This window comes from Flagellimonas meridianipacifica, assembly GCF_003001695.1.
Classification (GTDB): Bacteria; Bacteroidota; Bacteroidia; order Flavobacteriales; family Flavobacteriaceae; genus Flagellimonas; species Flagellimonas meridianipacifica.
In genome coordinates this window covers 1,200,636-1,224,865 of the sequence record NZ_PVYX01000001.1, presented here as the reverse complement: position 1 = coordinate 1,224,865, position 24,230 = coordinate 1,200,636, and the positions used below count along the sequence as shown (strand labels likewise).

The following is a 24,230-nucleotide window of genomic DNA, read 5'->3' as shown; positions in this document are numbered from 1 at the left end:
ATTCAAAAACTATGCGTCATATTGCAATTGCTCTACTCTTTCTTGGGGCAATACAAACGTTTTCCCAAGACATTACGGCTACCCAACTATTGGACAAGGCAATCAGCTATCATGACCCAAATAACCAATGGAAGGGTTTCAATACTACTTTCCATGTAGTGATGGAGACTCCAAAATCAAGTGATAGAAAAAGTTCAATTCATTTGAATATCCCCAAGGAATTTTTTGAATTGGAAGTGGAAAAAGACGGGGTGCGATATGCTTATCGATTCGAAAAAGAGAACTGTACCACTTCTTTGAACGGGAGTGATACGGTTTCTGATGATGATAGAAAAAAATATCGATTGACATGTGAGCGTGGCCGTTTAATGAAAAACTACTATACATACTTGTATGGCCTTCCCATGAAACTTAAAGACCCCGGCACAAACTTGGACAATACAGTTGAAAGAAAAGTTTTCAAGGGTAAGGAATATCTGGTGCTAAAGGTCAATTATGATAAAGATGTGGGTGATGATATTTGGTACTTCTATTTTGATCCAATCACTTTTGCGATGGAAGTCTATCAGTTTTACCATGATGAGCAGAAAGGAGATGGCGAATACATCTTATTGAAGGATATAGAAGAAATCAATGGTATAAAAATGCCCAAGACCCGCGCATGGTATTACAATTCTGATGATACATATCTTGGGACGGATATTCTCTCAAAAGCAGAATAAAACTATCTATAAAAGTTCATCTCATCCATATACTTCCATACCCGGTCTGGAAGTAGGGGTCGAACATTTTTGCCCAAACCATGTTCTTTTCGAATAAAGGAAGATGAAATCTCCATGATTGGGGCATCTATTCGATGTATCTTGGGATGTTTCATTAATTCCGCCACTGCTTTGCCATCAGATATTCTGGGATACACGTAAATGGTATGATTCTCCAGAATAACTTCATAATTCTTCCATTTATGAAATCCCTTAAGATTATCCTCCCCCATTATTAAGGCAAACTCGTGTGAATCTCCATATTGTTCGTATAAATGTGTCAAAGTATTGACGGTATAATTAGGTTGTGGGAGGTCAAATTCTATTTTACTGGGTTTTAGTTTTGGATAATCTTCCACAGCCTCATACACCATTTGGTAGCGATGGTGGTTGTCCAACAAGGATTGATTGGTTTTAAAAGGACTTTGTGGGGTAATCACGAACCAGACCTCATCCAAATCCGAGAATTCTACCATATGATTAGCCAAGACCAAATGACCTATATGAATAGGATTGAAAGTTCCAAAAAACAATCCGATTCGTTTCATACCATTTAATCTTCTTCCGATTGGGCCTCCACAAATTCGGCTACCAACTTATGGGATTCCTCCAAAGCTTTTTCCAAGTCGTAGTTTTTGATGACTTTATCAAATTGGGGAGCTGTTGCTAATTCCACCGAGGCTTTAGCTACCCTCATATTGATTTTGTCCTCGCTCTCAGTACTCCGCTTTTTAAGTCGTATTTTCAATTCATCCACACTTGGCGGTTTTACAAAAACGGCCAATGTCTCCTTGGGAAACTTTTTCTTGATTCGCAATCCCCCAACCACATCAATATCAAAAATCACATTCTTCCCTTCGGCCCAAAGACGTTCGACTTCACTTTTAAGCGTGCCGTAAAAATTATCTCGATAGACTTCTTCCCATTCCAAAAAATCATCATTCCTGATGTGTTGTTTGAACTCCTTGGTGGATATGAAGTAATAATTGACCCCATCTTTCTCTTCCCCTCTTGGAGGTCGGGAAGTGGCCGAAACGGAAAAGGCCAAATTTAGTTCTGGTTGTTTTAAGAGGTATCTTACAATGGTAGTTTTTCCACTGCCTGAAGGTGCCGAAAAAATAATGAGTTTTCCGCCCTTGCTCATAGTACATTTAGCATTTGTTCCTTGATTTTCTCAAGCTCATCTTTCATTTGCACCACCAATTGTTGCATGGGAGCATAGTTTGCTTTTGAGCCTATGGTATTGATTTCCCTTCCTATTTCTTGCGCAATAAAGCCCAATTTTTTTCCATTGGAATCTCCAGAACTCAGTGTCGAATCAAAATATTCCAAATGGTTGGCCAAGCGCACTTTCTCTTCTGTAATGTCGTATTTCTCAAGATAATAGATGAGCTCCTGTTCAAATCGATTGGCATCCACTTCAACTTTTAGCTCCGACAGTGCCCTATTTAAACGTTCCCTAATGGTATTCAAACGTTCTGGGTCAATTTCTTTTATATCATCGAGAAGATTGCCCAAGGTCTTCAATCGAAGCTTAAAGTCGGCCTCCAAAACACTACCTTCCTTTTCGCGAAAGCTCTTTATCTTTAAAAGTGCTTCTTTCATGGCTTCCTTGATTGAAACGTATTCCTCTTCATCCAAATCATCCTTATCACTACGAAGGGTGTCGGGCATGCGCAGAGCCAATTCCAAAAGCTTGATAGGTTCTCCCTCAGTTATGGACCCCAACTGCTCCATATACTTTTTTACCACCCCTGTATTGATTTCTGAAGTGGTCTCTTCACCGGTGATTTCTACATAAAGCCCAAGGTCTACCTTGCCCCTTGAAAGGCTATCGGCAATCATTTTCCTTAGCTCCAGTTCCTTTTCCCTATACAATTGAGGAATTCTGGCGTTAATATCCAGATTTTTACTGTTCAGGGATTTTATTTCTACGGTAATTTTTTTGGAAGGAAGCTGTACCACGTGCTTTCCAAAGCCGGTCATGGATTGAATCATGTGGAGTATTGAATTTTGACAAAGGTAACCAAAATAGCGAAGGGCCTAAGACAAGAATTGGCGCCTGCGAACATTGAAGTTTTTACTTCAATTCTCTTAGCCAAATATTGCGATAACTCACTCTGCTGTTGTCTCTATGATCTTGTAACATCAGAGGAGCTTTCCCATGTGCTTCATATTTGGGCCAGCCAATGTACTTAATGGTTCCCTCAATTATAAAATGGTCTTGGACCAATACTCCATTATGGATTACGGTTACTGTTGCAGGTTTCTTAATATTGCCTCCTTTAGAAAACTTTGGAGCGTGGAAAATAATATCGTAACTGTTCCACTCTCCTGTGGGTACGGATGCCATGGCCAATGGAACGCCCTGTTTATAAACGGACCCTACTTGACCATTCACGTAGGTTGGATTATCATTATTGTCCAAAATCTGAACTTCATACCGTTGTTGTATAAATACTCCGCTGTTCGCCCTATTCTGTCCTTCCCTTTGGATTTCTGCAGGGGATTTCCATTCCAAATGCAACTGAAAGCTCCCAAAATTCCTTTTGGTTTGAATATTTCCCGTTTTGTCCTTCACGGTCATACTGCCATCCTTGTTCAAATGCCACTTGACCGCAGTGCTATCCTCGGAACTGATCCATTCATCAAAATCGCTTCCATCAAAAAGGACAATGGCGTCACTGGGAGGTGCCCCGTTCTTACCAGGAACAACTTTTGGAGGTACAGGTTCATAAAATTCTGTCGCTTCTGGCGTAGTGGGTTCTTTTTCTTGACCCATTACAAAACCAGTAGTCAAAATCAATGCAGTAAAAAAAGTGAATACTTGTTTGGACATCTTATAATTCTTTAATCTTAATATTTCTATACCCTATTACAATGGGTTCTCCATGATCTTGCAAAACAATTTTTCCGGTTTTAGATTTTCCAAAAACTTCCCAGGTAGCAAACTTTGACTTGGCCACCATGGCGTCCCATGCTTCTCCATTTACTGGAAATTCGGTAATCTTTGTTCCGTTCAATACCACATTTCCTACATTGGTATCGTGATTCACGGTAATCAGGTAATGATTCCATTCCCCGACGGGTTTCACAACATCTTGAGTTGGAGATACCATATCGTAAAGAGCTCCAGCTTGATGAGTTGTGCCATTCTTTGCATCTGGATGTGAAGTGTTATCCAACACTTGTATTTCGGGTCCTGTGATATAGGGTTCATTGTATTTTTCATCTTCGACCACTCCCCACATGATACCACTATTAGCTCCGCTGTTCACCATCCATTCAATGGAAAGCACAAAATTGGTATACTCCTTATCGGTTACCATATTGAACCGTTCCCCATCTTTACGAGCTTCGGTAATCTTATTTAGGAGCATTGCCCCATCTTGGAGTGACCATGCTTCCTCTATTTCCCTCCCTGAGTACACATGCCATCCGTCCCATGAAGTACCATCAAATAAAACGGTCCATTCCGACTCTTTTTCTGTAGAAGTTATAGACATTTCCGGTTCTTCTGTAGGTTCTTCCTTCGGTTTTTCCTTACACGCAAAGGTCAAAGTTAGTAACAACAAAAGGCTTAATTTCTTCATAATCCAAGTATTCTTTTAAGCTTATCCGTATCTGTGTCCGCACCTGCGAAATCATCGAAGGTTTTGGTAGTGGCCTCAATGATGTGATCAGCGATAAATTTAGCTCCTTCTCGGGCGCCTTGCTCCGGACTCTTAATGCAACATTCCCATTCCATAACCGCCCAAACATCACAGCCATATTGAGTCAATTTGGAGAAAATGGTCTTGAAGTCTATTTGTCCATCGCCCAAAGAACGATAACGGCCTGCTCTGTCACCCCAATCGTTGTATCCACCAAAAGCTCCTTTTTTGCCCGTGGGGTTAAACTCGGAATCCTTTACGTGGAACGACTTAATGAATTCATGATAATGATCAATGTAAGTGATGTAGTCCAGTTGCTGTAAAACAAAATGACTGGGATCATATAATATATTGACTCGTTTGTGATTGCCGGTAGCTTCCAAGAAGCGCTCAAAAGTATCACCATCATGCAAATCCTCACCAGGATGTATTTCATAACAAACATCCACACCTTCTTCGTCAAAGTGATTTAAAATAGGCATCCAACGTTTTGCCAATTCCTCAAACCCCATTTCTACCAGCCCTGGAGGTCTTTGTGGCCATGGATGTGCCGTATGCCAAAGCAATGCCCCAGAGAATGTGGCATGCGCCCCAATACCCAATCTTCTACTTGCCGTAGCCGCTTTTTTTACCGTTTCAATGGCCCACTGGGTTCTTTCCTTAGGCTTTCCCTTCAAGTGGTCCGGCGCAAAATTGTCGAACATGATATCGTAAGCGGGATGTACAGCTACCAATTGCCCCTGCAAGTGCGTGGAAAGTTCCGTAATCTCCAACCCATACGAATTGATTTTTCCTTTGAGCTCGTCACAGTAGTCCTGACTTTCTGCTGCCTTATCCAAATCGATAAGGAACGATTCCCAAGTAGGAATTTGAATTCCTTTGTACCCTAAATCGGAAGCCCATTTACAAAGACCATCCAAACTATTGAATGGTGGTTCACTATCCACAAATTGGGCAAGAAATACGGCAGGTCCTTTTATTGTTTTCATGTTGGTTAAATTAAAAATCAGAGGCTTGTTGGATTCTCTGCTCAGGAAATTAGATTGTTATACGATTATTTGTCAGGAAATATAAATATAGGTATTCGATTAGAATTAAAAGACTCCCAGGACATATGAAATTTTGTTTCCCAGTGTTGTTTCTTAAAACTTCAAATGGTTATCTTAGGACCTTTAACATAATCAACCCAAATTTTATCCGTTTCAAAATTTTAACTTTCATGGAAAATGCTTCTGCTCAAGAATTGTGGACCGACTTTTTGAATGCTAAACCAAATGACGTTTCAGAAAACGTTCCAAAAGTCATACACTTTTGCGACAATGAAAAAGATGCCAATGTCTGTTCAGAGTTGGTTAACAAAGAAGTAAAACGTGCTTCTTCACACTCCCTTCTGGGTTTACAATTGAGAAAGGAACCACTTCCCAAAATAGGTGATCTTGCTATTGTCACGGATTGGAATGGAAAGGCCAAAACAGTTATTCGCACTACCGGAGTTAAACTCATCCCTTATTTTGCCATTCGAGAAGAACATGCCAGAATGGAAGGTGAGGGAGATAAAAGTCTAGCGTACTGGAAAAAAGTGCACTGGGATTATTATACTCGGGAACTCGCCGAATTTGGCAGAAAACCCAGAGAGAGTATGATTGTGGTGTTCGAGCAGTTTGAAAAACTGTATTCAAAATAAAAAACCCTTTCAAAAAAGTATGGTTTTGTCAACCTGAACTTGTTTCAGGTTCTCTTGAACATTTGTATTCATAATAGTAAGATTCTGAAATGAATTCAGAATGACGACTTTCACTTGTTCTAAATAGCCTCTTTGGTCTCACCCTATAACCGTATTTCTCAATCCAGATCTACCCAAATATTTCCTTGCTTGTTTGATTCAACGGTGCTTTCGATAAAATTTAGACCTCGAACGCCATCCAACATTGTTGGAAATTCGCCATCATTGTAGGCTTCTCCTCTAATGGCTTTGGCCACCCCTAAATAAATATTGGCCATCGCATCAAATATTCCCTCTGGGTGCCCTGGAGGAAGTTTAGTCCCGTCCAAAGACAATTCGGAATTATAGGCATGCCCTGGTTTGTACACCTGCAAAGGTTCCGTATCGCTCAACTTGTAGAGATAATTTGGATTTTCCTGTTCCCATCTAAAGGCTGCTTTATCACCATAAATGGCAATAGCCAATCCATTTTCTTCTCCAGTCGCAACCTGACTGCTTCGAATTACCCCCTTAACATGTTTATCCATTCGTATTAAAACCGTGCCATCCACATCCATTTGATTGTCATCATAGAGATAATTGAAGTCGCAAAGAAGGGATTTTACCTGAAGGCTGGTGGTAAACTCAATCATATTAAAGGCATGGACTCCAATATCTCCCATACACGAACTGATTCCTGCCTTCTTAGGATCCAATCGCCAAACAGTGGATCGTTTTTCTTTATCATGAATAATACCATTAATCCATCCCTGGTAATATCTAGCATCCACTTTATGGATTTTGCCCAACTCTCCAGCCTTTATCATTTCACGCATTTGGCGAACCATAGGATAGCCCGTATACGTGTGGGTCACTGCAAATACCTTTTTAGCTTTGGCCAAAGTTTCTTGCAGGATTTTTGCTTCTTCATAATTGGTCGTCATTGGTTTTTCACAAATGACATGAAAACCATTTTCCAACAACTTTTTGGCCATAGGAAAATGAAGGAAGTTGGGTGTAAGTACAGAGCACACCTGAATACGTTCTTCTTCTGGGAGCTTGAGCTCAGCTTCAATCAACGCATCCAAATCTGCATAAATTCGATTTGTGGGAATATCAATCTCCTTGGCAAATGCTAAGCTTTCTTCATGATTGGCATTGAATACCCCTCCGGTGATTTCATAATTATCATTGATGTAAGCAGCTACTCGGTGCAGTACACCAATCAAGGAATCACCCCCTCCTCCTAGTATTCCAAGCTTAATTCTTTTAGGCATATGATCAATCTTTATATTCTATTTTTTCGTTTTTGAACAGTAGCATGAAAAGTATCAAGACCACAAAGGCAAAAATAGCTGGGAATGTCCAAATATTGGTCCATTCATGTACATTTTCAGAAACCAGATAAGAATCTGTTATCTTCCCAGCAACCCAGAAACCAATAAGCATACCCACACCGTAAGTCGCCAATGTTATTAAACCTTGAGCCGCACTTTTGTACTTTTCCCCAGCTTTGGAATCTGTATAAATCTGACCCGATACGAAAAAGAAATCATAGCAGATACCATGGAGCGCTATCCCGATAATCAACATAAAGGCAAGCTCACCAGCGTCTCCGAAAGCGAAAAGTAGATACCTAATGGTCCATGCCAGCATACCCGCCAAAATAGTCATCTTAAAACCAAACTTTTTGAAAAAGAAAGGCAATAGCAGCATAAAAAGAACCTCAGAAACCTGCCCAATAGTCATTTTACCTGCTGGATTCGCGACCCCAATTTCCCCTAAAAACTGTCCCGCGTGCTGATAGTAAAAAGCCAAAGGAATACATATTAATACGGAGGCTATAAAAAATATCAGAAAGTTTCTATTCTTTAAGAGCTTTAAGGCTTCCAGTCCAAGAATATCAGAAACTGTTACTTTGTCATCCTTGGAAGTTTTTGGTGGGGTTTTAGGTAAAGTAAAACTGAACACTCCCAATAAGGCCGATGCTCCCGCAACCATTAAAAAGGTATTTTTCAACAATCCTTCTTGTACCCCCGCTTCACTGTCCCATCCAAAGAAACTAATAGCGAGTCCGGCAACTATCCAACCTATGGTTCCAAATACACGAACAAAAGCAAACTCTTTGGAGGGGTCCTTCATTTGGTTGAATGCCACAGAGTTTACCAAGGCCAAAGTAGGCATGTAAGCAATCATATATCCGTAGACATAAGGGATGAAAACAGAAATATCTGAAGCGTTTGCCAATTGATACATGATGAACGCCCCAATCAAATGCAATATTCCCAAAACTTTTTCCGCGTTAAAATATCGGTCGCATATCAGTCCTATAATGAATGGAGCGATTATGGCTCCCCAAGATTGACTAGAGTAAGCACTTGCAATTTCAACCCCACTTGCATTTAAGGTATTCGGCAGATAAATACCCATGGTGACAAACCATCCTCCCCAAATGAAAAACTCAAGAAACATCATAAAGGACAGCTGAAATTTTGCTATTGAATTCATATAAATATTGCGTTAGTTGATTTATTATCTCTTGTAAAAAATGTAATCCATGGGTATGGGCTCTATTTTGGAAGATCGCATATCCATTAAAATTTGCCCGCGGTGGTGTGTAGCGTGATTGATGATGTGAAAAAGGATATCCTTTAATTCATTGGAATATGCTCTTCCTTCAGTGGTAGTATAGTCTATCCTTCTGCCAAAATCTTCAGAATTGGTAATAATCTCAAATGATGTTCTTTGGTTATCGTAATGAATATCATACCACTCCTTTGCATCGTGTTTTTGCCAAACCTCAAATTCGGGCACCTTTTCAAGTATCCTATGATTCCAAATATGATGCGCACTCAAAACATGACTGAATAACTTAACGCTTTTTTTGGGCAACTTGTCCATTTGTCCAAATTGGTCCATCAATTGTTTGTTACAGTAAAAATTGTAATCAAAAAGCTGTTGTAAAAATCCCTTCATCCTTATTTGGAGTGTTTCACATGGATTGCCCCGTTACCTTTAAAAGTAGTTCTTTAGTTGCTAAAATACCTTCCTTTTCTCCCAAAACATCTCCTTCATATTCCACACCAACATATCCAGAATACCCAGCTTCGTTAACAATATTCATCATTTTGGAATAATCTGTATGGGTTTCATTTCCTTGTTCATCAAAATCGTGCGATTTAGCACTAACGGCTTTCGCATAAGGCATTAGCTCCTCAATACCTTTGTATCTATCATATTCCTCAATACAAGGTGAGGAAAAATAAGAACCATCCTCCCGTTTTACACAGAAGTTTCCAAAATCCGGCAGTGTGCCACAATTGGGTAGACCTACCTTTTCAATGACCTCTACCAGCATCTGCGCATTTGAAGAAAAACCTCCGTGGTTCTCAACAATCACATTGATATTTTTGGTTTTGGCGTAATTGGATAATTGGGTGAGCCCATCTACAGAAGCAGCAGTCCATTCTTCCGCTACTTTGCTCCCCATTAGATTCACTCTAACTGAATGACATCCTAGTTCAGCAGCTGCATCTACCCACTTAAAATGGTTTTCCACTGCCTCTTTTCTTTCATTCTCATCAGCAGCGGAAAGGTCCCCCTCATGGTCAATCATAATAATCAAGTTTTCCAAACCGTGCTTTTCGCTTTCGGCTTTGGATCTTTTCACGAAGTATCCCATAGCCTCTTCCGAAAAACCTTTGGTATTGGGTTCGTTCTCGTACAGCTGATTTACGTACTCCAAGCCAGTAAAACCCCACTCCTTTGCTTTTTCGGCAAACAAATACGGATCCATTCCTTCTTCATTTATCATTCTATGAATGGACCATTGAGCCAAAGACAGTTTTAATACCGGTGAAGTCTTTTTCTCTTCTTCCGTTTTCATGACTTCTTTCTCTTTTTGCTTGGGCTTACAGGAATGTAGTCCAAAAACCGATAAGGCAACCCCAGCTTGAAGGGTACCTTGAACAAAACTTCTTCTCTTCATTATAGCTTGATTATTGATTATTTAAAGGAATAGAAAAACTACAACGTTATAGTATCATATTCTCAATAAACATAGGGTTTAAATGTAGAAAATTAATTTAATAATTAATACATTTATAAAATAAACAATTCGGAATACATGAGTAAGTTTTATTACAATGAAGAACAGGAATCTTATGATGCCATTGTCGTAGGAACTGGGATTAGCGGAGGCTGGGCAGCAAAAGAACTCTGCGAAAATGGATTGAAGACTTTGGTGCTGGAGCGTGGAAGAATGGTAAAACACAGGGAGGATTATCCCACTGCTAATATGGACCCATGGGACTTTCCAAATGCAGGAGAGGCTACCTTGGAAGATCTTGCAAAACAGGAAAAACAAGCCAGAACCGGATATACTGTCAGGAAAGATTCCCAACATTGGTTTGTAAACGATTTGGAACATCCCTATAATGAAGTTAAGCGCTTCGATTGGATGCGAGGATATCATGTAGGTGGACGTTCCATCATGTGGGGGCGTCACAGTTACCGTTGGAGTGAAATGGACTTTGAGGCGAATGCTAAAGAAGGTGTTGCTGTGGATTGGCCCGTTCGGTATAAGGACATAGCTCCATGGTACGATAAAGTAGAGTCATACATTGGGGTATCTGGTGAGTTGTTGGGACTTCCCCAACTTCCTGATGGCAAATTTGAGCCCATGATGGAGCTCAACTGTGTGGAAGATTTTGTTCGTGGAAAAGTTGCAGAGCACTTTGATGGCCGAGTGATAACAGCAGGAAGAGTTGCTCATATAAATAGTGACAAACGTTTTGAGGGAGATGGTCGAGTACGTTGTCAGTTTAGAAACCGTTGTGTCCGAGGATGTCCCTTTGGAGCTTATTTCAGTAGTGTTTCCTCGACTTTGCCTGCTGCGGAAAGGACCGGAAATATGACATTAAGACCTGACTCCATTGTTCACGAAGTCATTTATGATCCAAATACTAAAAAAGCTACTGGAGTAAAAGTTATAGATCGGCTCACCAAAGAGGAATATGAATTTAAGGCTAAAGTGATTTTCTTGTGCGCCTCAGCGGTGGCATCAACTTCAATACTCATGCAATCCAAATCGGACCGTTTCCCAGATGGATTGGGCAACGATAGCGGAGAATTGGGCCATAATTTAATGGACCATCATTTTAAAGCTGGAGCCCAAGGAAAAATGGATGGATTTGAAGACAAATATTATAAAGGCAGAAAACCGAATGGCATTTATGTTCCTAGATTCCGAAATTTAGGAGGTTCAAGTGATATGAAGAATTTTACCAGAGGATACGGTTACCAAGGGGGAGCTGGAAGAGGTAATTATGAAGATTTGGTTGCCGAAGCTTCTTTTGGAAAAGAGTTGAAAGAAGGTATTCTAAAGCCAGGAGGTTGGACCATGAATATGTTAGGCTTCGGAGAAATTCTTCCATATCATGAAAATAAGATGACCCTTGATTATGAGAAAAAAGATCAATGGGGCCTTCCTACTGTAACCTTTGATGCCGAGATTAAGGAAAACGAGCTTGAAATGCGAAAAGATATGCAGGAACAGGCTGCCGCTATGTTGGAGAAATCAGGGGCAAGGGATATAGAGACCTATGACGAAACCTATGCTCTTGGACTTGGTATCCATGAAATGGGTACGGCGCGAATGGGTCGCAACCCGAAGACCTCAGTACTGAATGGATTTAATCAAGTGCATGCTTGTAAAAATGTGTATGTTACGGATGGAGCATTTATGACATCGGCCAGCTGTGTAAATCCATCTTTGACATATATGGCATTTACCGCAAGAGCAGTAGACCATGCTGTAAAAGAACTTAAAAAAGGAAATATCTGATGGAAAGAAGAACAGCACTTAAAAATATGGGAATGGCCTTCGGGTATACGGTAGCGGCTCCCACTTTAATAGGATTGGTTCAAAGTTGCAACTCCAAAAAAGTTCTGGACTGGACACCTAATTTTTTGACTAAGGATGAGGGCGTTGCCATTCATACCTTGGTGGATATCATCCTCCCAAAAACGGATACTCCTTCTGCAACTGAAGTCAATGTTCATGTCTTTATAGATCAGTTTGCGAAAGAGGTATTACCTCCGGAACATCAGGATTTTTTAAATTTGGGAATGGACAAGTTTTTTGGCAAAGTTCTTTCTGATGCTCAAAAAGAAAGCTTGGCAGAATTAAATGAAGAGGACTTCACTCCGGCTTTGAGCACCTATTTAAAAAAGCGCACCAAAGATGTGGAAGAAGCCCATAATAAGGCTATAGGAGAGTATTTTATGGCCATTGAGCAAAATGGTAGTGCTGTATTGGACGATGAGATTGCCCGATATATGTTTGCCAACTCAATTAGGGACATTTCCATTTGGGCCTATAAAAACTCCGAGTTTGTTGGTGAGCAGGTCTTGGCCTATCTGCCTATTCCAGGCCAATATGTGCCCTGTGATACTATCGAGGCACTTACTGAAGGAAAAGCATGGTCCTTATAATAAATTGATATTCTTCTTAATACAAAAATGGCCTTCATATGAAGGCCATTTTTTATGCCTGAACATAAAAACACCTCAGAAGTTTGTTTCTTGGGGTAAAACTTTCCGAGGCGCTTTGATCAATAAACACTATCACATACTGATAAGTTCAGTATAAACTATGAACCGCACATTAAGCAATCATCATCAGCTTGGCCTTCTTTGGCGCGTGCAATCATCTCTTTCATTTCTTCAGGTGACATTGGCTGAATGTCCACTTCCTGTTGACTTACCGGAGTAGTCTCCACCTGAATAGTCTCAGCTCCTTTCGCGGTAGCTGCGGTTACTTCTGCTTCCGCTGCCACACTAACCGGAACTTCTTTCTTTTTCGTGTTATCCAAAGTGAATTTAATGGCATCTACAGCCGCTTTCGTTCTCAAGTAATACATTCCTGTCTTCAGACCACTCTTCCAAGCATAAAAGTGCATGGAAGTAAGTTTAGCATAGTTGGCGTTCTCCATGAACAGGTTCAACGACTGGCTCTGGTCGATGAAATATCCGCGTTGACGGCTCATGTCTATAATATCTTTCATACTAAGTTCCCAAACTGTCTGGTACAGTTCCTTGATATCCTCTGGAATTACGTCGATATGTTGAATTGAACCGTTGGCACGCATCAATTCTTGCTTCAAATTCTCATTCCAAAGACCCAGTTTCACCAAATCTTCCAAAAGGTGCTTGTTCACCACAATAAATTCCCCAGACAATACTCTTCGGGTGTAAATGTTGGAAGTATAAGGTTCGAAGCATTCGTTGTTACCTAAAATTTGAGAGGTGGAAGCTGTAGGCATTGGCGCTACCAAAAGGGAATTTCTCACACCATTTTTCAAAACATCTTTTCTAAGCTTGGCCCAATCCCATCTTCCAGAAAGCTCCTCATCTTTAATTCCCCAAAGATTGTGCTGGAATTCTCCTTTTGAGATTGGGGAGCCCTCGTAGCTGGAATACGGTCCTTCTTCTTTGGCTTGTTCCATGGAAGCTGTGACAGCTGCGAAGTACAGGGTCTCAAAAATATCTTGATTCAATTGTTTTGCCTCATCACTGGTAAAAGGTAATCTGAGCATGATAAAAGCATCAGCCAGTCCTTGAACTCCCAAACCGATTGGTCTGTGTCGCATATTGGAGTTTTCTGCTTCTTTAACTGGGTAGTAGTTACGGTCAATAACCCTGTTCAGGTTTTTGGTAACTCTTTTTGTTACCTTAAACAGTTCCTTGTGATCAAACTTCCCGTTCTTTACGAACATCGGCAATGCAATGGAAGCCAGATTACAAACAGCTACTTCATCTGGCGAGGTATATTCCAAAATCTCTGTGCACAAGTTGGAAGAACGAATAGTTCCCAGATTCTTCTGGTTGCTCTTTCTATTGGCAGCATCCTTATACAACATATAAGGTGTCCCAGTTTCTATTTGAGATTCAAGGATTTTCTCCCATAACTCCCTTGCCTTAATGGTCTTCCTTCCCTTTCCTTCCGACTCGTACTTAAGGTACAATGTATCAAAATCCTCACTATGGGTATTGAAAAGGTCTGGGCACTCGTTTGGACACATCAGGGTCCATTCTGCATCTGCCTCTACTCTTTTCATAAACAAATCTGGAATCCACATGGCATAGAATAAATCCCGTGCTCTCATTTCTTCCTTTCCATGATTTTTCTTTAAATCCAGAAAGTCAAAAATATCCGCATGCCACGGCTCCACGTAAATGGCAAAACTTCCCTTTCGTTTTCCTCCTCCTTGATCTACGTAGCGGGCAGTATCATTAAATACTCGTAACATTGGCACGATTCCGTTGGAAGTTCCATTTGTTCCCGCAATATACGACCCAGTAGCCCTGATATTATGAATGGATAGACCAATCCCTCCTGCAGATTGGGAAATCTTGGCAGTTTGCTTCAGAGTATCGTAAATACCATCTATACTATCATCTTTCATGGTCAATAGAAAGCAGGATGACATTTGGGGTTTTGGAGTGCCAGAATTAAAAAGTGTAGGAGTAGCATGCGTAAAGTACTTCTTGGACATCAGCTCGTAGGTCTCAATGGCCGCATCCAAGTCTTCCAAATGGATGCCCACAGCTACTCTCATGAGCATGTGTTGCGGACGTTCCGCGATCTTGCCGTTCAGTTTTAGCAGGTATGAACGTTCCAGTGTTTTAAAACCGAAATAATCGTAGCCAAAATCACGGTTGTAAATAATAGTGGAATCCAAGGTCTCCGCATTCTCAGAAATTACCTTATAAACCTCGTCTGACAAAAGAGGAGCCTTTTTACCAGTTCGTGGATTTACATACTCATATAAATCTTTCATAGTTTCCGAGAAAGATTTTTTGGTGTTCTTATGCAGGTTGGAAACGGAAATGCGCGCCGCTAACTTTGCATAATCGGGGTGTGTTGTGGTCATTGTTGCCGCTATCTCGGCAGCCAAATTGTCCAATTCCGATGTGGTCACGCCATCATACAATCCCTCAATCACCCTCATGGCAACCTTAACGGGGTCCACAAGACCATTGAGGCCATAACAAAGTTTTCTAACTCTGGCCGTGATTTTATCGAACATCATCGGCTCTTTTCTTCCATCTCTTTTTACTACATACATGCGCTACGATTATTTTTAATAATGATACTTAATTGGTTTTACCAAAGAACGTTTTTGTGTTAAATTTTTAACACTTGAGGTTAAGATCATAAAAACCCTCGATGGGCGACCGAGGGCTTTTTTTGGTGGGTTATCTAAAAATCAGCATCAAAGCTTATTTTCTGTGAATCGGCGTCCTTCTCTTTATTAAGAACACCTGCTTTCTGATATTCTGAAACTCTTTTTTCAAAGAAATTGGTTTTTCCTTGAAGAGAAATCATGTCCATAAAATCGAACGGATTAGTAGCATTGTAGACTTTCTCGCACTGCAATTCTACTAGAAGTCTGTCCGTTACAAATTCTAAATATTGCGTCATCAATTTTGCGTTCATCCCGATAAGGCTCACTGGAAGGGATTCGGTTATAAATTCCCTTTCAATGTTTAGTGCATCAACTATAATTTCGGTGATACGCTCTTTTGGCACTTTATTTATCAAGTGATTGTTGTGTAAATGCACAGCATAATCACAATGCATTCCTTCGTCCCTTGAAATCAGTTCGTTGGAGAAGGTAAGTCCTGGCATAAGACCTCTTTTCTTCAACCAGAAAATGGAACAAAAGGCTCCTGAAAAGAAAATTCCTTCTACCGCTGCAAAAGCAATAAGGCGTTCTGCAAAACTTGGAGAATCAATCCATCTCAAAGCCCAATCCGCTTTCTTTTTGATGGCCGGGAAATTTTCAATGGCCTTGAATAAAATGCCTTTTTCCTTTTCATCTTTCACGTATGTATCAATCAACAAGGAATATGTTTCAGAATGGATGTTCTCCATCATTATCTGAAAACCATAGAAAAACTTGGCTTCGGAATATTGAACTTCGTTCACGAAGTTTTCGGCCAAGTTCTCATTAACTATACCATCGGACGCAGCAAAAAAGGCCAAGATGTGCTTGATGAAGTAACGCTCGTCATCACTCAATTTGGTGTTCCAGTCCGTCAAATCTTGATGAAGGTCTATCTCCTCAGCAGTCCAAAAACAAGCCTCACATTTTTTGTACCAGTCCCATAAATCATGGTGTTGAATTGGGAAAATAACAAATCGGTCTTCATTTTCTTGCAAAATAGGTTCTACTGCTGCTGACATAGTTTCTTAATAAAAATTAGTAATACTGGACGAAAATCTCCCTGCGAATAGGGCTAACAAAGATTCAAAAATGTGATCAGATTGTAAAGTTTGTTTTAGGAAATAGAAGCCAAAGTTTTTAACACAACTTGTTGAAATCTAGGTTCGCAAGTGATGTTTGTTGGCTTCGTGAAAATCAACAGTTGTACATATTTTTTGACCAGACTTGAACAATAAAAAAAAGACCAAAGAGTATAAATGAATATACTTCTTTGGTCTAACTTACTTATGAAAATTGCTTAACGTGTTTACTTATATGTTCAATTACCAAAGTGTACGGCCGTTCTCAATCTTTCAAGCCTTCTCTTTATAGTTTTTAGGTAGTTCCCCCAAAACCTAAAACCAAATTTGAACGTTGAAAAAATCAAGAAGTGATTTTTTAAGCAGTTCCACTCATGAGGTTGGTTGCTTTGGCCGTACGTTTTCTGGTAATATCAAAGATCTTATTTTGAAATGCGATTCTACTCTTTAACCGCCAATTCCTTCCATTCTGGTTCAATCTTCAATTCTTGTTGTTCGGATATTGAAGCTAGAATTAACGTTACAACTAGAATTAAAAAGAGAATTATACACTTTTTCATATCTGTTTGGTGAGGTTATGGAAGCTAAAGTAGAAATACAAATCAAAGTTCTGCTCTTGGTATGTATGGACGACACGGATTATTGTATAAATGGCTTTGTTTAACCATAGAGCAATGAAAGTGTGAAAAGAAAATGTCCATAAATTGAAGGAAAAAACCTATGATTTCCCCTTATGCTGCGTTTTGCTCCATTTATAAGCATAAAATGTCCATTAGCACATAATTTTAAAATGATTAAACAGAATATTATACATTTGATTATAAGCAATAACCCCGACCCATGTTAGAAGCAGTAATCGTAGACGATGAAGTCAAAGCACTCCAAAGTTTAAGCTGGGAGTTGACCAATTTGAGTGACGAGGTAGATATCATAGCTTCTTTCACTGATGCCCACGAAGCTTTGAACTATTTGGAGCGCAATACACCGGACTGTCTGTTTTTGGATATTGAAATGCCGGCGATGGATGGATTCCAGTTTATAAAAACCCTCAAGAACAAGAATTTTCCTGTGGTCATTACAACAGCTTATAATCAATATGCGCTGCAAGCTTTAAAAAATGAAGCGATTGACTACTTGTTGAAACCAATAGATTCAGATGATTTGAAAGTTACCATTTCCAAAATCAAAAAGTTCAACGCCAGAAATTACACGGCAGAAAAACTGGAAAAAATCCTTCTGAACTTCAATGCTGAATCACCAAGCAAGAAAATAACAATCAATACTGATGGTAAATTGGTATTTTTACATAGTGATGATATTCTTTATGCCGAATCTGATGGGAATTACAGTACCATTTATTTAAGCGATGGGCAGAAGATACTGTTGACAAAAAAACTGAAAGAGGTAAATGCTCTTTTGCCAAATCATAGTTTTTTTAGGATACATAATTCATACATAATCAACCTCAACAAGATAAAGGAATTTCTAAAAACGGATGGGTACGTAGTATTGGAATCCAATCACAAAATACCCGTCTCACGGCAGAAAAAATCCGATTTTTTGGATTTGCTGTAAAAGCAAGAGGAGACTATTATTTATTTGTTGAACAATACCAAATCATTTCGGCTAACCCTAAAAGCCTTTTTCCTGACCCAAGTTTTTTTTTGGTCCACTTCCCATGTCCGTTCACAAACTATCCCTCAGGATTTCAAAAACAAGACGGAAACGTTGGTGAAACTAAAGCCAAAAACTTATCTGAAGCTGAATTCTGAACTGAAAACGGTTCGAGAGGATACTACACTAATGCGTTATTTTTCCATTCGTTGTAATGAGGAAAATTACAAGGAAGGAGAAGCCTATGGACTCAATCAATTAGGAGCTAGGTATCGGAATACTTCCCAATTCAAGAAAGCGGCGGACCTGCACCAAGAAGCGCTGGAGATATCTGAAGGAATAAACAATACCGAATTCAAAGTGCTCAGTCTAAACATGCTGGGTGTGGTATATCGCAGAACAGATGCCATAAAAACCGGTCTGGATCATCATCAACGGGCCCTTGCACTGGCTGAAGCCGTTCAAAACCCATCCCATCATATACAACGACATATAAATATTTCCTTAAACTCCATTGGCCACTTATATAAGAGTCTAAATCAATATGATTTGGCGATAACACAATTCAAAAGAGCTTTAAAGCTTGAAGGGGATTTGGGGAACAAGTTAGGTCTGGCCATTAACCATCAAAATATAGGGGATTGTTTAGAGCTTAAAGGGGATTTGGAAGGCGCACTGGAAAACTACAGAAAATCCCTGGCCTATAATGAAGAGATTGATTCAGACTATGGACGTACCATTTGTAAAAATAGTTTGGCCCAAATCTACATGAAACAAAACATGCCCCATGCCGCTCTCGTACTTTTGGAGCCCCTTCATGAGACCTCCAAGAATATTGGAGATTACTTTATAACATCAGCGATTTTTATCAATACAGGATGGGCACATACTGTCTTGGGCAATTATGATAAAGCCGAAGCATTTATCAACGAAGGCATTGCTATGGCCCAAAACCATAACATGCCAAGCAATGTACTCTACGGGTATCAAAAACTATCAGATTATCAGCTAGCCAAGGGCAACTATCAAAAGGCCTACGAGTATTATAAGCGTGCGGATGATTATGAAACCCAAATCAGCAACGCAACTAACTTGCGTTATATGACGGATATAATTGTTCGCTATGAAGCTGAAAAAAAGACCAATGAGATTTCTGTTCTTGCTAAAGAGAATGAGATTGTTCGCCTTCGTCTTAGAAAAAATCAAACTACTTTATTGGTCAGCTCTCTTATTGTTGGGCTAATATCTTCCATTCTATACATTTTATACAGGCAGTACCAAAGTAAAAACGAAAAACGTGTTTTGAGTCTGGAGCAAAATATACTGCGTAGTCAGATGAATCCTCACTTTTTGTTCAACTCCCTAAACTCCATTAAGCTCTATATCATCAACAACGAGCAAAAAAATGCCGTTCACTACCTAAACAAGTTCTCAAAGCTCGTTCGAAAAATACTTGAAGCTTCATCGGTAAAGGAGATTCCTCTATCCGAAGAACTGGAAACTGTAGAACTCTATATGAACATAGAGAACATAAGATTCTCCAACGAAATTGATTTCAATATCACCATAGATAAGGATATCTGCCCAGACAGTATTAAAATTCCTTCACTCACCCTTCAGCCTTTTTTGGAAAATTCCTTATGGCATGGACTTTCTCCTAAAGAGGGCGAAAAAATGATTCATTTGAACATTAAAAAGAAAGGAGAGCATCATATCAACATTGAAATTGTAGACAACGGTATAGGAAGGACCGCAGCTCAAACCAACAAGGAAAAAAGGGTTTTAAAAAGAAAATCAGTTGGTATTCGGATTACCAAAGAGCGTTTGGCCAATTTCGCAAAAGACTACCAGAACAAGTTCGATGTGCATATTGTAGACCTTTTTGACGATGGGGGACAACCCAAAGGTACCAAGGTCATTTTGGAAATTCCTACAGTTTAGCACGTTCCGCCGCCACAAGTTCCAGTTCTTGATACCATGCTTCACCAAACTTTCGGACCAACGCTTCTTTGACAAATTTATATATGGGAACCTCCAATTCCTTACCCAAGCTACAAGCTGGGTCGCAAATCTCCCATTTGTGGTAATTTACAGCAGTAAATTCTGTGTATTCACGAGTACGAATGGGGTACAAATGGCAGGAGATAGGCTTTTTCCATTCTGTCACCCCAGCATTGTAAGCTTCTTCCAGACCGCACTTGGCAATACCCGTATCTGAAAAAACCACGTAAGCACATTCACTTTTATCCACCAATGGAGTCTCCCATTCACCGTCTTCCCCTTTTACAAAGGTTCCTTGTTCTTCTATTGCCTTAATTCCTTCTGGCCTTAAGTAGGGTTTGATCTTTTCAAAAATATCAGATAGAGTCTTGGTTTCCTCATCCTCCAAAGGCGCGCCATATTCACCATCTACGCAACAAGCGCCTTTACAAGCATTCAGATTGCAGACAAAATCGTTGTCCATGATATCTTCAGAAACTATGGTATTGCCTATTTGGAACATGATAAAACACGAATTTTTTATCAAAAATAATCCAAACTAGAAAATTGAAGTTTTCTGCACCTATTTATGGCATCTAAAAGTGCTTTTTACTCGTAAATTTGCAGACTTAATTTTTGCGACCATGAATTTTGACATAAAACAGATTGTTACCGCAACTATGGTTCTTTTTGCTGTGATCGATATTTTGGGAAGTATCCCCATTATAATATCCCTACGAAAAAAGGTTGGGCATATTCAATCGGAAAAAGCATCCATTGTGGCGGCTTTTATTATGGTAGCCTTTCTTTTTGTTGGGGAAAGCATCTTGAACTTGATTGGTATCGACGTAAATTCTTTTGCCGTGGCAGGTGCTTTTGTCATCTTCTTTTTGGCCATAGAAATGATTTTGGGAATTACCCTCTATAGAGATGATGAACCTGAAAGTGCTTCCATAGTGCCCATTGCCTTTCCAATTATTGCAGGCGCGGGAACCATGACTTCCATTCTCTCTTTGCGAGCTGAGTACGCCGTGGAAAATATTGTAGTGGCCATAATACTAAACATTATCTTTGTATATATTGTATTAAAGTCTAGTTCTAAGATTGAACGTCTTTTGGGAAAAAATGGACTTAATATAATTAGAAAAGTCTTCGGGGTTATTCTTTTGGCGATTTCAGTGAAGCTTTTTGCCACGAACATTAACCTCTTATTGACGCAATAACACCCAGATTCGAAATGAATAAAGTACTGACGGTTTTCTTGATTCTAATGGCTGTAGGCCTTATATCATATAATGTTACCCTAGTGGATTTTTCAGACCCTTTTCAAGGAGAAAGCACCATTGCCTTGATAGGTGTTCTGGCTCCATTGTGTGCCATTGTATTATTGTTGATATATATGACCTCGAAGAAGATTGACAAAAAAATCAAAGAAGACTAATTCTTTGGGTCGAGTGCACCTATTTCCTTCTTGTCGTATAGAGATTCAGCATCCAATTCCTTAACTTTTTGAAGCATTTGGTCGTGCTCTCCCTTTATTTGTGCAGCTACATTGGGAGAAAAAATCTGTTCGGCGATATTAGCCTTTAGATAATCTTTGATTTTTTCTTCCTGTGCGTAAAAATCCAACTTGATTTTTCTATTCAGCACGAATTGAATGAACTCATCAAATAGAATGTCATCTACTTGGAAGTCGTCCAAAAATTGGTTCCTAGTATAGCCTTCGTACTGTTTTCTGTCCTTTTCCAAATGCTCGAACACAAATCGTGAAAAGAATTCGTAGGTATCGTCCATGCTTTCAATCGCCTCTTCTTCATTACTACCAATAGGAACAAATACATCAGGTATAATACCCCCACCGCCATAGACAATTTTACCCTTCGGGGTTCTAAATTTTAGTGAGTCCGCCACTTTGATGCTGTCTACAGAAACAAGTTCTCCGCTTCGGTACCTATCGATAAACTTCTGGTAATAATCCTTATTCCCGTTCTTATACGATTTTTGAATAGAGCGCCCTGTCGGGGTGTAATAGCGGGAAACGGTCAAACGGACAGCGGACCCATCACCCAAATCCATCTCCCTTTGCACCAATCCTTTTCCAAAGGAGCGTCTCCCAACTATGGTGCCCACATCATTATCCTGAAGTGCTCCAGCAATAATTTCGCTAGCTGATGCGGAACGTTCATTGATCAGTACGTAAACTGGCTTGTCCTCAAAATCTCCTTTTTTGGTGGCATATGCTTTCTTTACTCTTCCTTTTTTGTTTTTTGTAAACAGGATGAGTTTATCATCCACCAAAAATTCATCGGCTAGTTTTTCTGCGATGCCCAAATATCCTCCCGGATTATCCCTGAGGTCCAGAACCAATTTTTGCGCCCCTCGCAATTTCAACTTTCTGAGGGCATCCTTGAACTCATCAAATGTAGATTCCGCAAACCGATTGATTTTGATAAAGCCCATATCTCGCGTAAGCATGTAATAGGACTCTACACTTTTAATCGGCACACGGTCACGAGTAACCGTCATGGCCATCAACTTGTCCTCAGATTTTCTATATACTTTCAAATCAACCTTGGTGCCTGCCTTCCCCTTAAGCCTGGAAACAATTTCATTGTTGGCTATACGCTTACCAAAAAGAGTATCATTGTTTGCCATTAGGATGCGATCTCCGGGTTTTATACCACTGATATAGCTCGGGCCATTTTTTATTGTTCGTATTACCGTAATGGTATCTCGATACATGTAAAAGCTAATCCCAATACCCACAAAATCCCCCTTCATGTTTTCAGATACTTCCTGCATCTCACTTCTAGGGATGTAAACCGAATGAGGATCCAGTTTTCCAAGAATATTGTTAACTGTTACGTCAACTATGCTATCGGTATCAATTTCGTCAACATATTCGTAATCGATATAATCAATAAGCCGATTAAGCTTATCCTTTTTTGAATTGGTGGAGAAGAGTTTCTCCGGAGTATCATCAAAGTGAAGTTTCCCTCCTATAAAAATACCAATGGCCACTGCCAAAGCAAGTAAGGTAGGCCATATATAGTTGAACTTTTTTTCCATTAACTAATTTACTCTAGTGGATCCTAAACCATTTCTTCAACAAGTGGTATATGTTCAATAACCACTCCTGCTCGTTCCAAAAATCTCAATCCCGAATCATCCTTATAAGCCGTACTGTAAACTACACGTTTTATGCCAGACTGATGGATAAGCTTGCTGCATTCACGACATGGAGAAAGGGTGATGTACAAAGTGGCCCCTTCACAAGACTGGGTTGAAGCCGCTACTTTGAGAATAGCATTAGCCTCAGCATGTAAAACATACCACTTGGTATACCCCTCTTCATCCTCACAAAAGTTTTCAAATCCCGTAGGCGTTCCATTATATCCGTCCGAAATAATCATTCGGTCTTTGACTATAATAGCACCGACCTGTTTTCTTTTGCAATAGGAAAGCTTACCCCATTCTTTGGCCATACGCAGATATGCCTTATCGTACTTCAGTTGTTTGCTTTCCTTCATAGATTCCAGAAGTTACTATTGATTTAAAGATACCTGCTTTGAAAGACCCTTACAATCTTATTCGATGAAATTTAACAATCCCTTATTTGGGGAACGTTGCAATCAATAAAGGTATTGTAATAGCCATGATTAAAACGGATAGAAAAGTGATAAAATACTTTCGTTTCACTTTGAAAATGCTTTGCATTAAGAATGCTAGACCCAAAACAACCAAGATAATGGCAATTTGGGAAAATTCAATCCCCGTAGCAAAACCCAAAAGAGGTGTAACCTTATCTTCTTCCTCGGCCATTAAAAGTTTGAAGTAATTGGAAAAACCAAATCCATGTATCAATCCAAAAAATGCCGTGGCCAAACTATGTAGGTACATTCCAATATTCACAGCATCCCTGTTCACATAAATCAGGTTAAGAAGGGCGGTGAGAAAGATGGTAACAGGAATTAGAAATTCGATTAGTCCTACATCAACCGTTAGGACATCAAAAGCAGAAAGAGCCAAGGAAGTACAATGTGCAATGGTAAAAATCGTAGCCAAAATTATGACTCTCTTCCAATGCTTAAAAGTAAATGGGGTAGCCAAGGCGGCCAAGAATAAAATATGGTCATAAGCTCCGAAATCAAGGACATGCTTGAAGCCCAAGTTGACATAAAACCAAAATTCCTGCATAGTTTAAAGAT

At 39.7% G+C, this 24,230-nt stretch carries 24 protein-coding genes; 8 read left to right on the top strand and 16 right to left on the bottom strand.

Annotated elements, in window-relative coordinates:
- Positions 1 to 11 precede the first annotated feature (11 nt).
- Positions 12 to 722: a DUF6503 family protein gene (locus CLV81_RS05505; RefSeq protein WP_106144036.1), complete on the top strand. Its 711-nt coding sequence runs from the start codon at positions 12 to 14 to the stop codon at positions 720 to 722.
- 2 nt (positions 723 to 724) lie between these two features.
- Here the strand turns inward: CLV81_RS05505 and nadD are convergent, their stop codons facing one another.
- From nadD to CLV81_RS05475, 6 genes are all read right to left on the bottom strand, one after another.
- Positions 725 to 1,309: a nicotinate (nicotinamide) nucleotide adenylyltransferase gene (gene nadD, locus CLV81_RS05500; RefSeq protein WP_106144035.1), complete on the bottom strand. Its 585-nt coding sequence runs from the start codon at positions 1,307 to 1,309 to the stop codon at positions 725 to 727.
- Positions 1,310 to 1,314: 5 nt separating this feature from the next.
- Positions 1,315 to 1,905, bottom strand: a complete 591-nt coding sequence (gene gmk / locus CLV81_RS05495) for a guanylate kinase (RefSeq protein ID WP_106144034.1) — start codon at positions 1,903 to 1,905, stop codon at positions 1,315 to 1,317.
- Positions 1,902 to 2,759 carry a YicC/YloC family endoribonuclease gene (locus CLV81_RS05490; protein WP_106144033.1) on the bottom strand — a complete coding sequence of 286 codons (858 nt, stop codon included), beginning with the start codon at positions 2,757 to 2,759 and terminating at the stop codon, positions 1,902 to 1,904. Before CLV81_RS05490 ends, gmk begins: the two co-directional genes overlap by 4 nt.
- A gap of 82 nt (positions 2,760 to 2,841) precedes the next feature.
- Entirely contained in the window at positions 2,842 to 3,543 is a 702-nt protein-coding gene (locus tag CLV81_RS05485; protein WP_245911968.1) for a 3-keto-disaccharide hydrolase, read from the bottom strand.
- A 58-nt stretch (positions 3,544 to 3,601) separates the two neighbouring features.
- Complete coding sequence (locus tag CLV81_RS05480; protein WP_106144031.1) at positions 3,602 to 4,354, bottom strand: 3-keto-disaccharide hydrolase; 753 nt, start codon at positions 4,352 to 4,354, stop codon at positions 3,602 to 3,604.
- Positions 4,351 to 5,403, bottom strand: coding sequence for a sugar phosphate isomerase/epimerase family protein (locus CLV81_RS05475; protein ID WP_106144030.1), 1,053 nt, complete (start codon positions 5,401 to 5,403; stop codon positions 4,351 to 4,353). Before CLV81_RS05475 ends, CLV81_RS05480 begins: the two co-directional genes overlap by 4 nt.
- Before the next feature lie 230 nt (positions 5,404 to 5,633).
- Between CLV81_RS05475 and CLV81_RS05470 the strand changes: the two genes are divergently transcribed.
- A complete protein-coding gene (locus CLV81_RS05470) occupies positions 5,634 to 6,098 on the top strand; it encodes an ASCH domain-containing protein (RefSeq protein WP_106144917.1) in 465 nt (154 codons plus the stop codon).
- 158 nt (positions 6,099 to 6,256) lie between these two features.
- Here CLV81_RS05470 and CLV81_RS05465 read toward each other — a convergent pair whose 3' ends face one another.
- Genes CLV81_RS05465 through CLV81_RS05450 form a run of 4 tightly spaced genes read right to left on the bottom strand, consistent with a single transcriptional unit; the run spans position 6,257 to position 10,104 of the window.
- A complete protein-coding gene (locus CLV81_RS05465; protein ID WP_106144029.1) occupies positions 6,257 to 7,393 on the bottom strand; it encodes a Gfo/Idh/MocA family protein in 1,137 nt (378 codons plus the stop codon).
- A gap of 4 nt (positions 7,394 to 7,397) precedes the next feature.
- Entirely contained in the window at positions 7,398 to 8,624 is a 1,227-nt protein-coding gene (locus CLV81_RS05460) for a nucleoside permease (protein ID WP_106144028.1), read from the bottom strand.
- A 24-nt stretch (positions 8,625 to 8,648) separates the two neighbouring features.
- Positions 8,649 to 9,092 carry a DinB family protein gene (locus CLV81_RS05455; protein WP_106144027.1) on the bottom strand — a complete coding sequence of 148 codons (444 nt, stop codon included), beginning with the start codon at positions 9,090 to 9,092 and terminating at the stop codon, positions 8,649 to 8,651.
- 16 nt (positions 9,093 to 9,108) lie between these two features.
- On the bottom strand, positions 9,109 to 10,104 hold the full coding sequence (locus CLV81_RS05450) for a sugar phosphate isomerase/epimerase family protein (protein WP_106144026.1): 996 nt from the start codon (positions 10,102 to 10,104) through the stop codon (positions 9,109 to 9,111).
- 138 nt (positions 10,105 to 10,242) lie between these two features.
- On the opposite strand from CLV81_RS05450, the gene CLV81_RS05445 reads away from it, so the two are divergent.
- Together CLV81_RS05445 and CLV81_RS05440 are read left to right on the top strand one after the other, a co-directional pair.
- On the top strand, positions 10,243 to 11,961 hold the full coding sequence (locus CLV81_RS05445; protein WP_106144025.1) for a GMC oxidoreductase: 1,719 nt from the start codon (positions 10,243 to 10,245) through the stop codon (positions 11,959 to 11,961).
- Complete coding sequence (locus CLV81_RS05440) at positions 11,961 to 12,611, top strand: gluconate 2-dehydrogenase subunit 3 family protein (protein ID WP_106144024.1); 651 nt, start codon at positions 11,961 to 11,963, stop codon at positions 12,609 to 12,611. Before CLV81_RS05445 ends, CLV81_RS05440 begins: the two co-directional genes overlap by 1 nt.
- 158 nt (positions 12,612 to 12,769) lie before the next feature.
- Here the strand turns inward: CLV81_RS05440 and CLV81_RS05435 are convergent, their stop codons facing one another.
- Positions 12,770 to 15,247, bottom strand: coding sequence for a ribonucleoside-diphosphate reductase subunit alpha (locus CLV81_RS05435; RefSeq protein ID WP_106144023.1), 2,478 nt, complete (start codon positions 15,245 to 15,247; stop codon positions 12,770 to 12,772).
- A 134-nt stretch (positions 15,248 to 15,381) separates the two neighbouring features.
- Positions 15,382 to 16,368 (bottom strand): ribonucleotide-diphosphate reductase subunit beta, encoded by a 987-nt coding sequence (locus CLV81_RS05430; RefSeq protein WP_106144022.1) that lies wholly within the window; start codon positions 16,366 to 16,368, stop codon positions 15,382 to 15,384.
- A gap of 900 nt (positions 16,369 to 17,268) precedes the next feature.
- On the opposite strand from CLV81_RS05430, the gene CLV81_RS05425 reads away from it, so the two are divergent.
- Both CLV81_RS05425 and CLV81_RS05420 read left to right on the top strand, forming a co-directional pair.
- Positions 17,269 to 18,003, top strand: a complete 735-nt coding sequence (locus tag CLV81_RS05425) for a LytR/AlgR family response regulator transcription factor (RefSeq protein WP_106144021.1) — start codon at positions 17,269 to 17,271, stop codon at positions 18,001 to 18,003.
- A gap of 156 nt (positions 18,004 to 18,159) precedes the next feature.
- Positions 18,160 to 19,983, top strand: a complete 1,824-nt coding sequence (locus tag CLV81_RS05420) for a tetratricopeptide repeat-containing sensor histidine kinase (RefSeq protein ID WP_245911928.1) — start codon at positions 18,160 to 18,162, stop codon at positions 19,981 to 19,983.
- On the opposite strand, the gene CLV81_RS05415 is transcribed toward CLV81_RS05420, so the two are convergent.
- Positions 19,973 to 20,545, bottom strand: a complete 573-nt coding sequence (locus CLV81_RS05415; protein WP_106144019.1) for a DUF3109 family protein — start codon at positions 20,543 to 20,545, stop codon at positions 19,973 to 19,975. The genes CLV81_RS05420 and CLV81_RS05415 overlap by 11 nt on opposite strands.
- Positions 20,546 to 20,666: 121 nt before the next feature.
- On the opposite strand from CLV81_RS05415, the gene CLV81_RS05410 reads away from it, so the two are divergent.
- Complete coding sequence (locus CLV81_RS05410) at positions 20,667 to 21,245, top strand: MarC family protein (RefSeq protein ID WP_106144018.1); 579 nt, start codon at positions 20,667 to 20,669, stop codon at positions 21,243 to 21,245.
- A gap of 14 nt (positions 21,246 to 21,259) precedes the next feature.
- Positions 21,260 to 21,463, top strand: a complete 204-nt coding sequence (locus CLV81_RS05405; RefSeq protein ID WP_106144017.1) for a hypothetical protein — start codon at positions 21,260 to 21,262, stop codon at positions 21,461 to 21,463.
- Here the strand turns inward: CLV81_RS05405 and CLV81_RS05400 are convergent.
- From CLV81_RS05400 to CLV81_RS05390, 3 genes are all read right to left on the bottom strand, one after another.
- On the bottom strand, positions 21,460 to 23,091 hold the full coding sequence (locus CLV81_RS05400; protein ID WP_106144016.1) for a S41 family peptidase: 1,632 nt from the start codon (positions 23,089 to 23,091) through the stop codon (positions 21,460 to 21,462). The two genes, CLV81_RS05405 and CLV81_RS05400, sit on opposite strands and share 4 nt — an antisense overlap.
- A 23-nt stretch (positions 23,092 to 23,114) precedes the next feature.
- Positions 23,115 to 23,552 carry a deoxycytidylate deaminase gene (locus CLV81_RS05395; protein ID WP_106144015.1) on the bottom strand — a complete coding sequence of 146 codons (438 nt, stop codon included), beginning with the start codon at positions 23,550 to 23,552 and terminating at the stop codon, positions 23,115 to 23,117.
- A gap of 82 nt (positions 23,553 to 23,634) precedes the next feature.
- A complete protein-coding gene (locus tag CLV81_RS05390) occupies positions 23,635 to 24,219 on the bottom strand; it encodes a HupE/UreJ family protein (protein ID WP_106144014.1) in 585 nt (194 codons plus the stop codon).
- Positions 24,220 to 24,230: the final 11 nt, after the last annotated feature.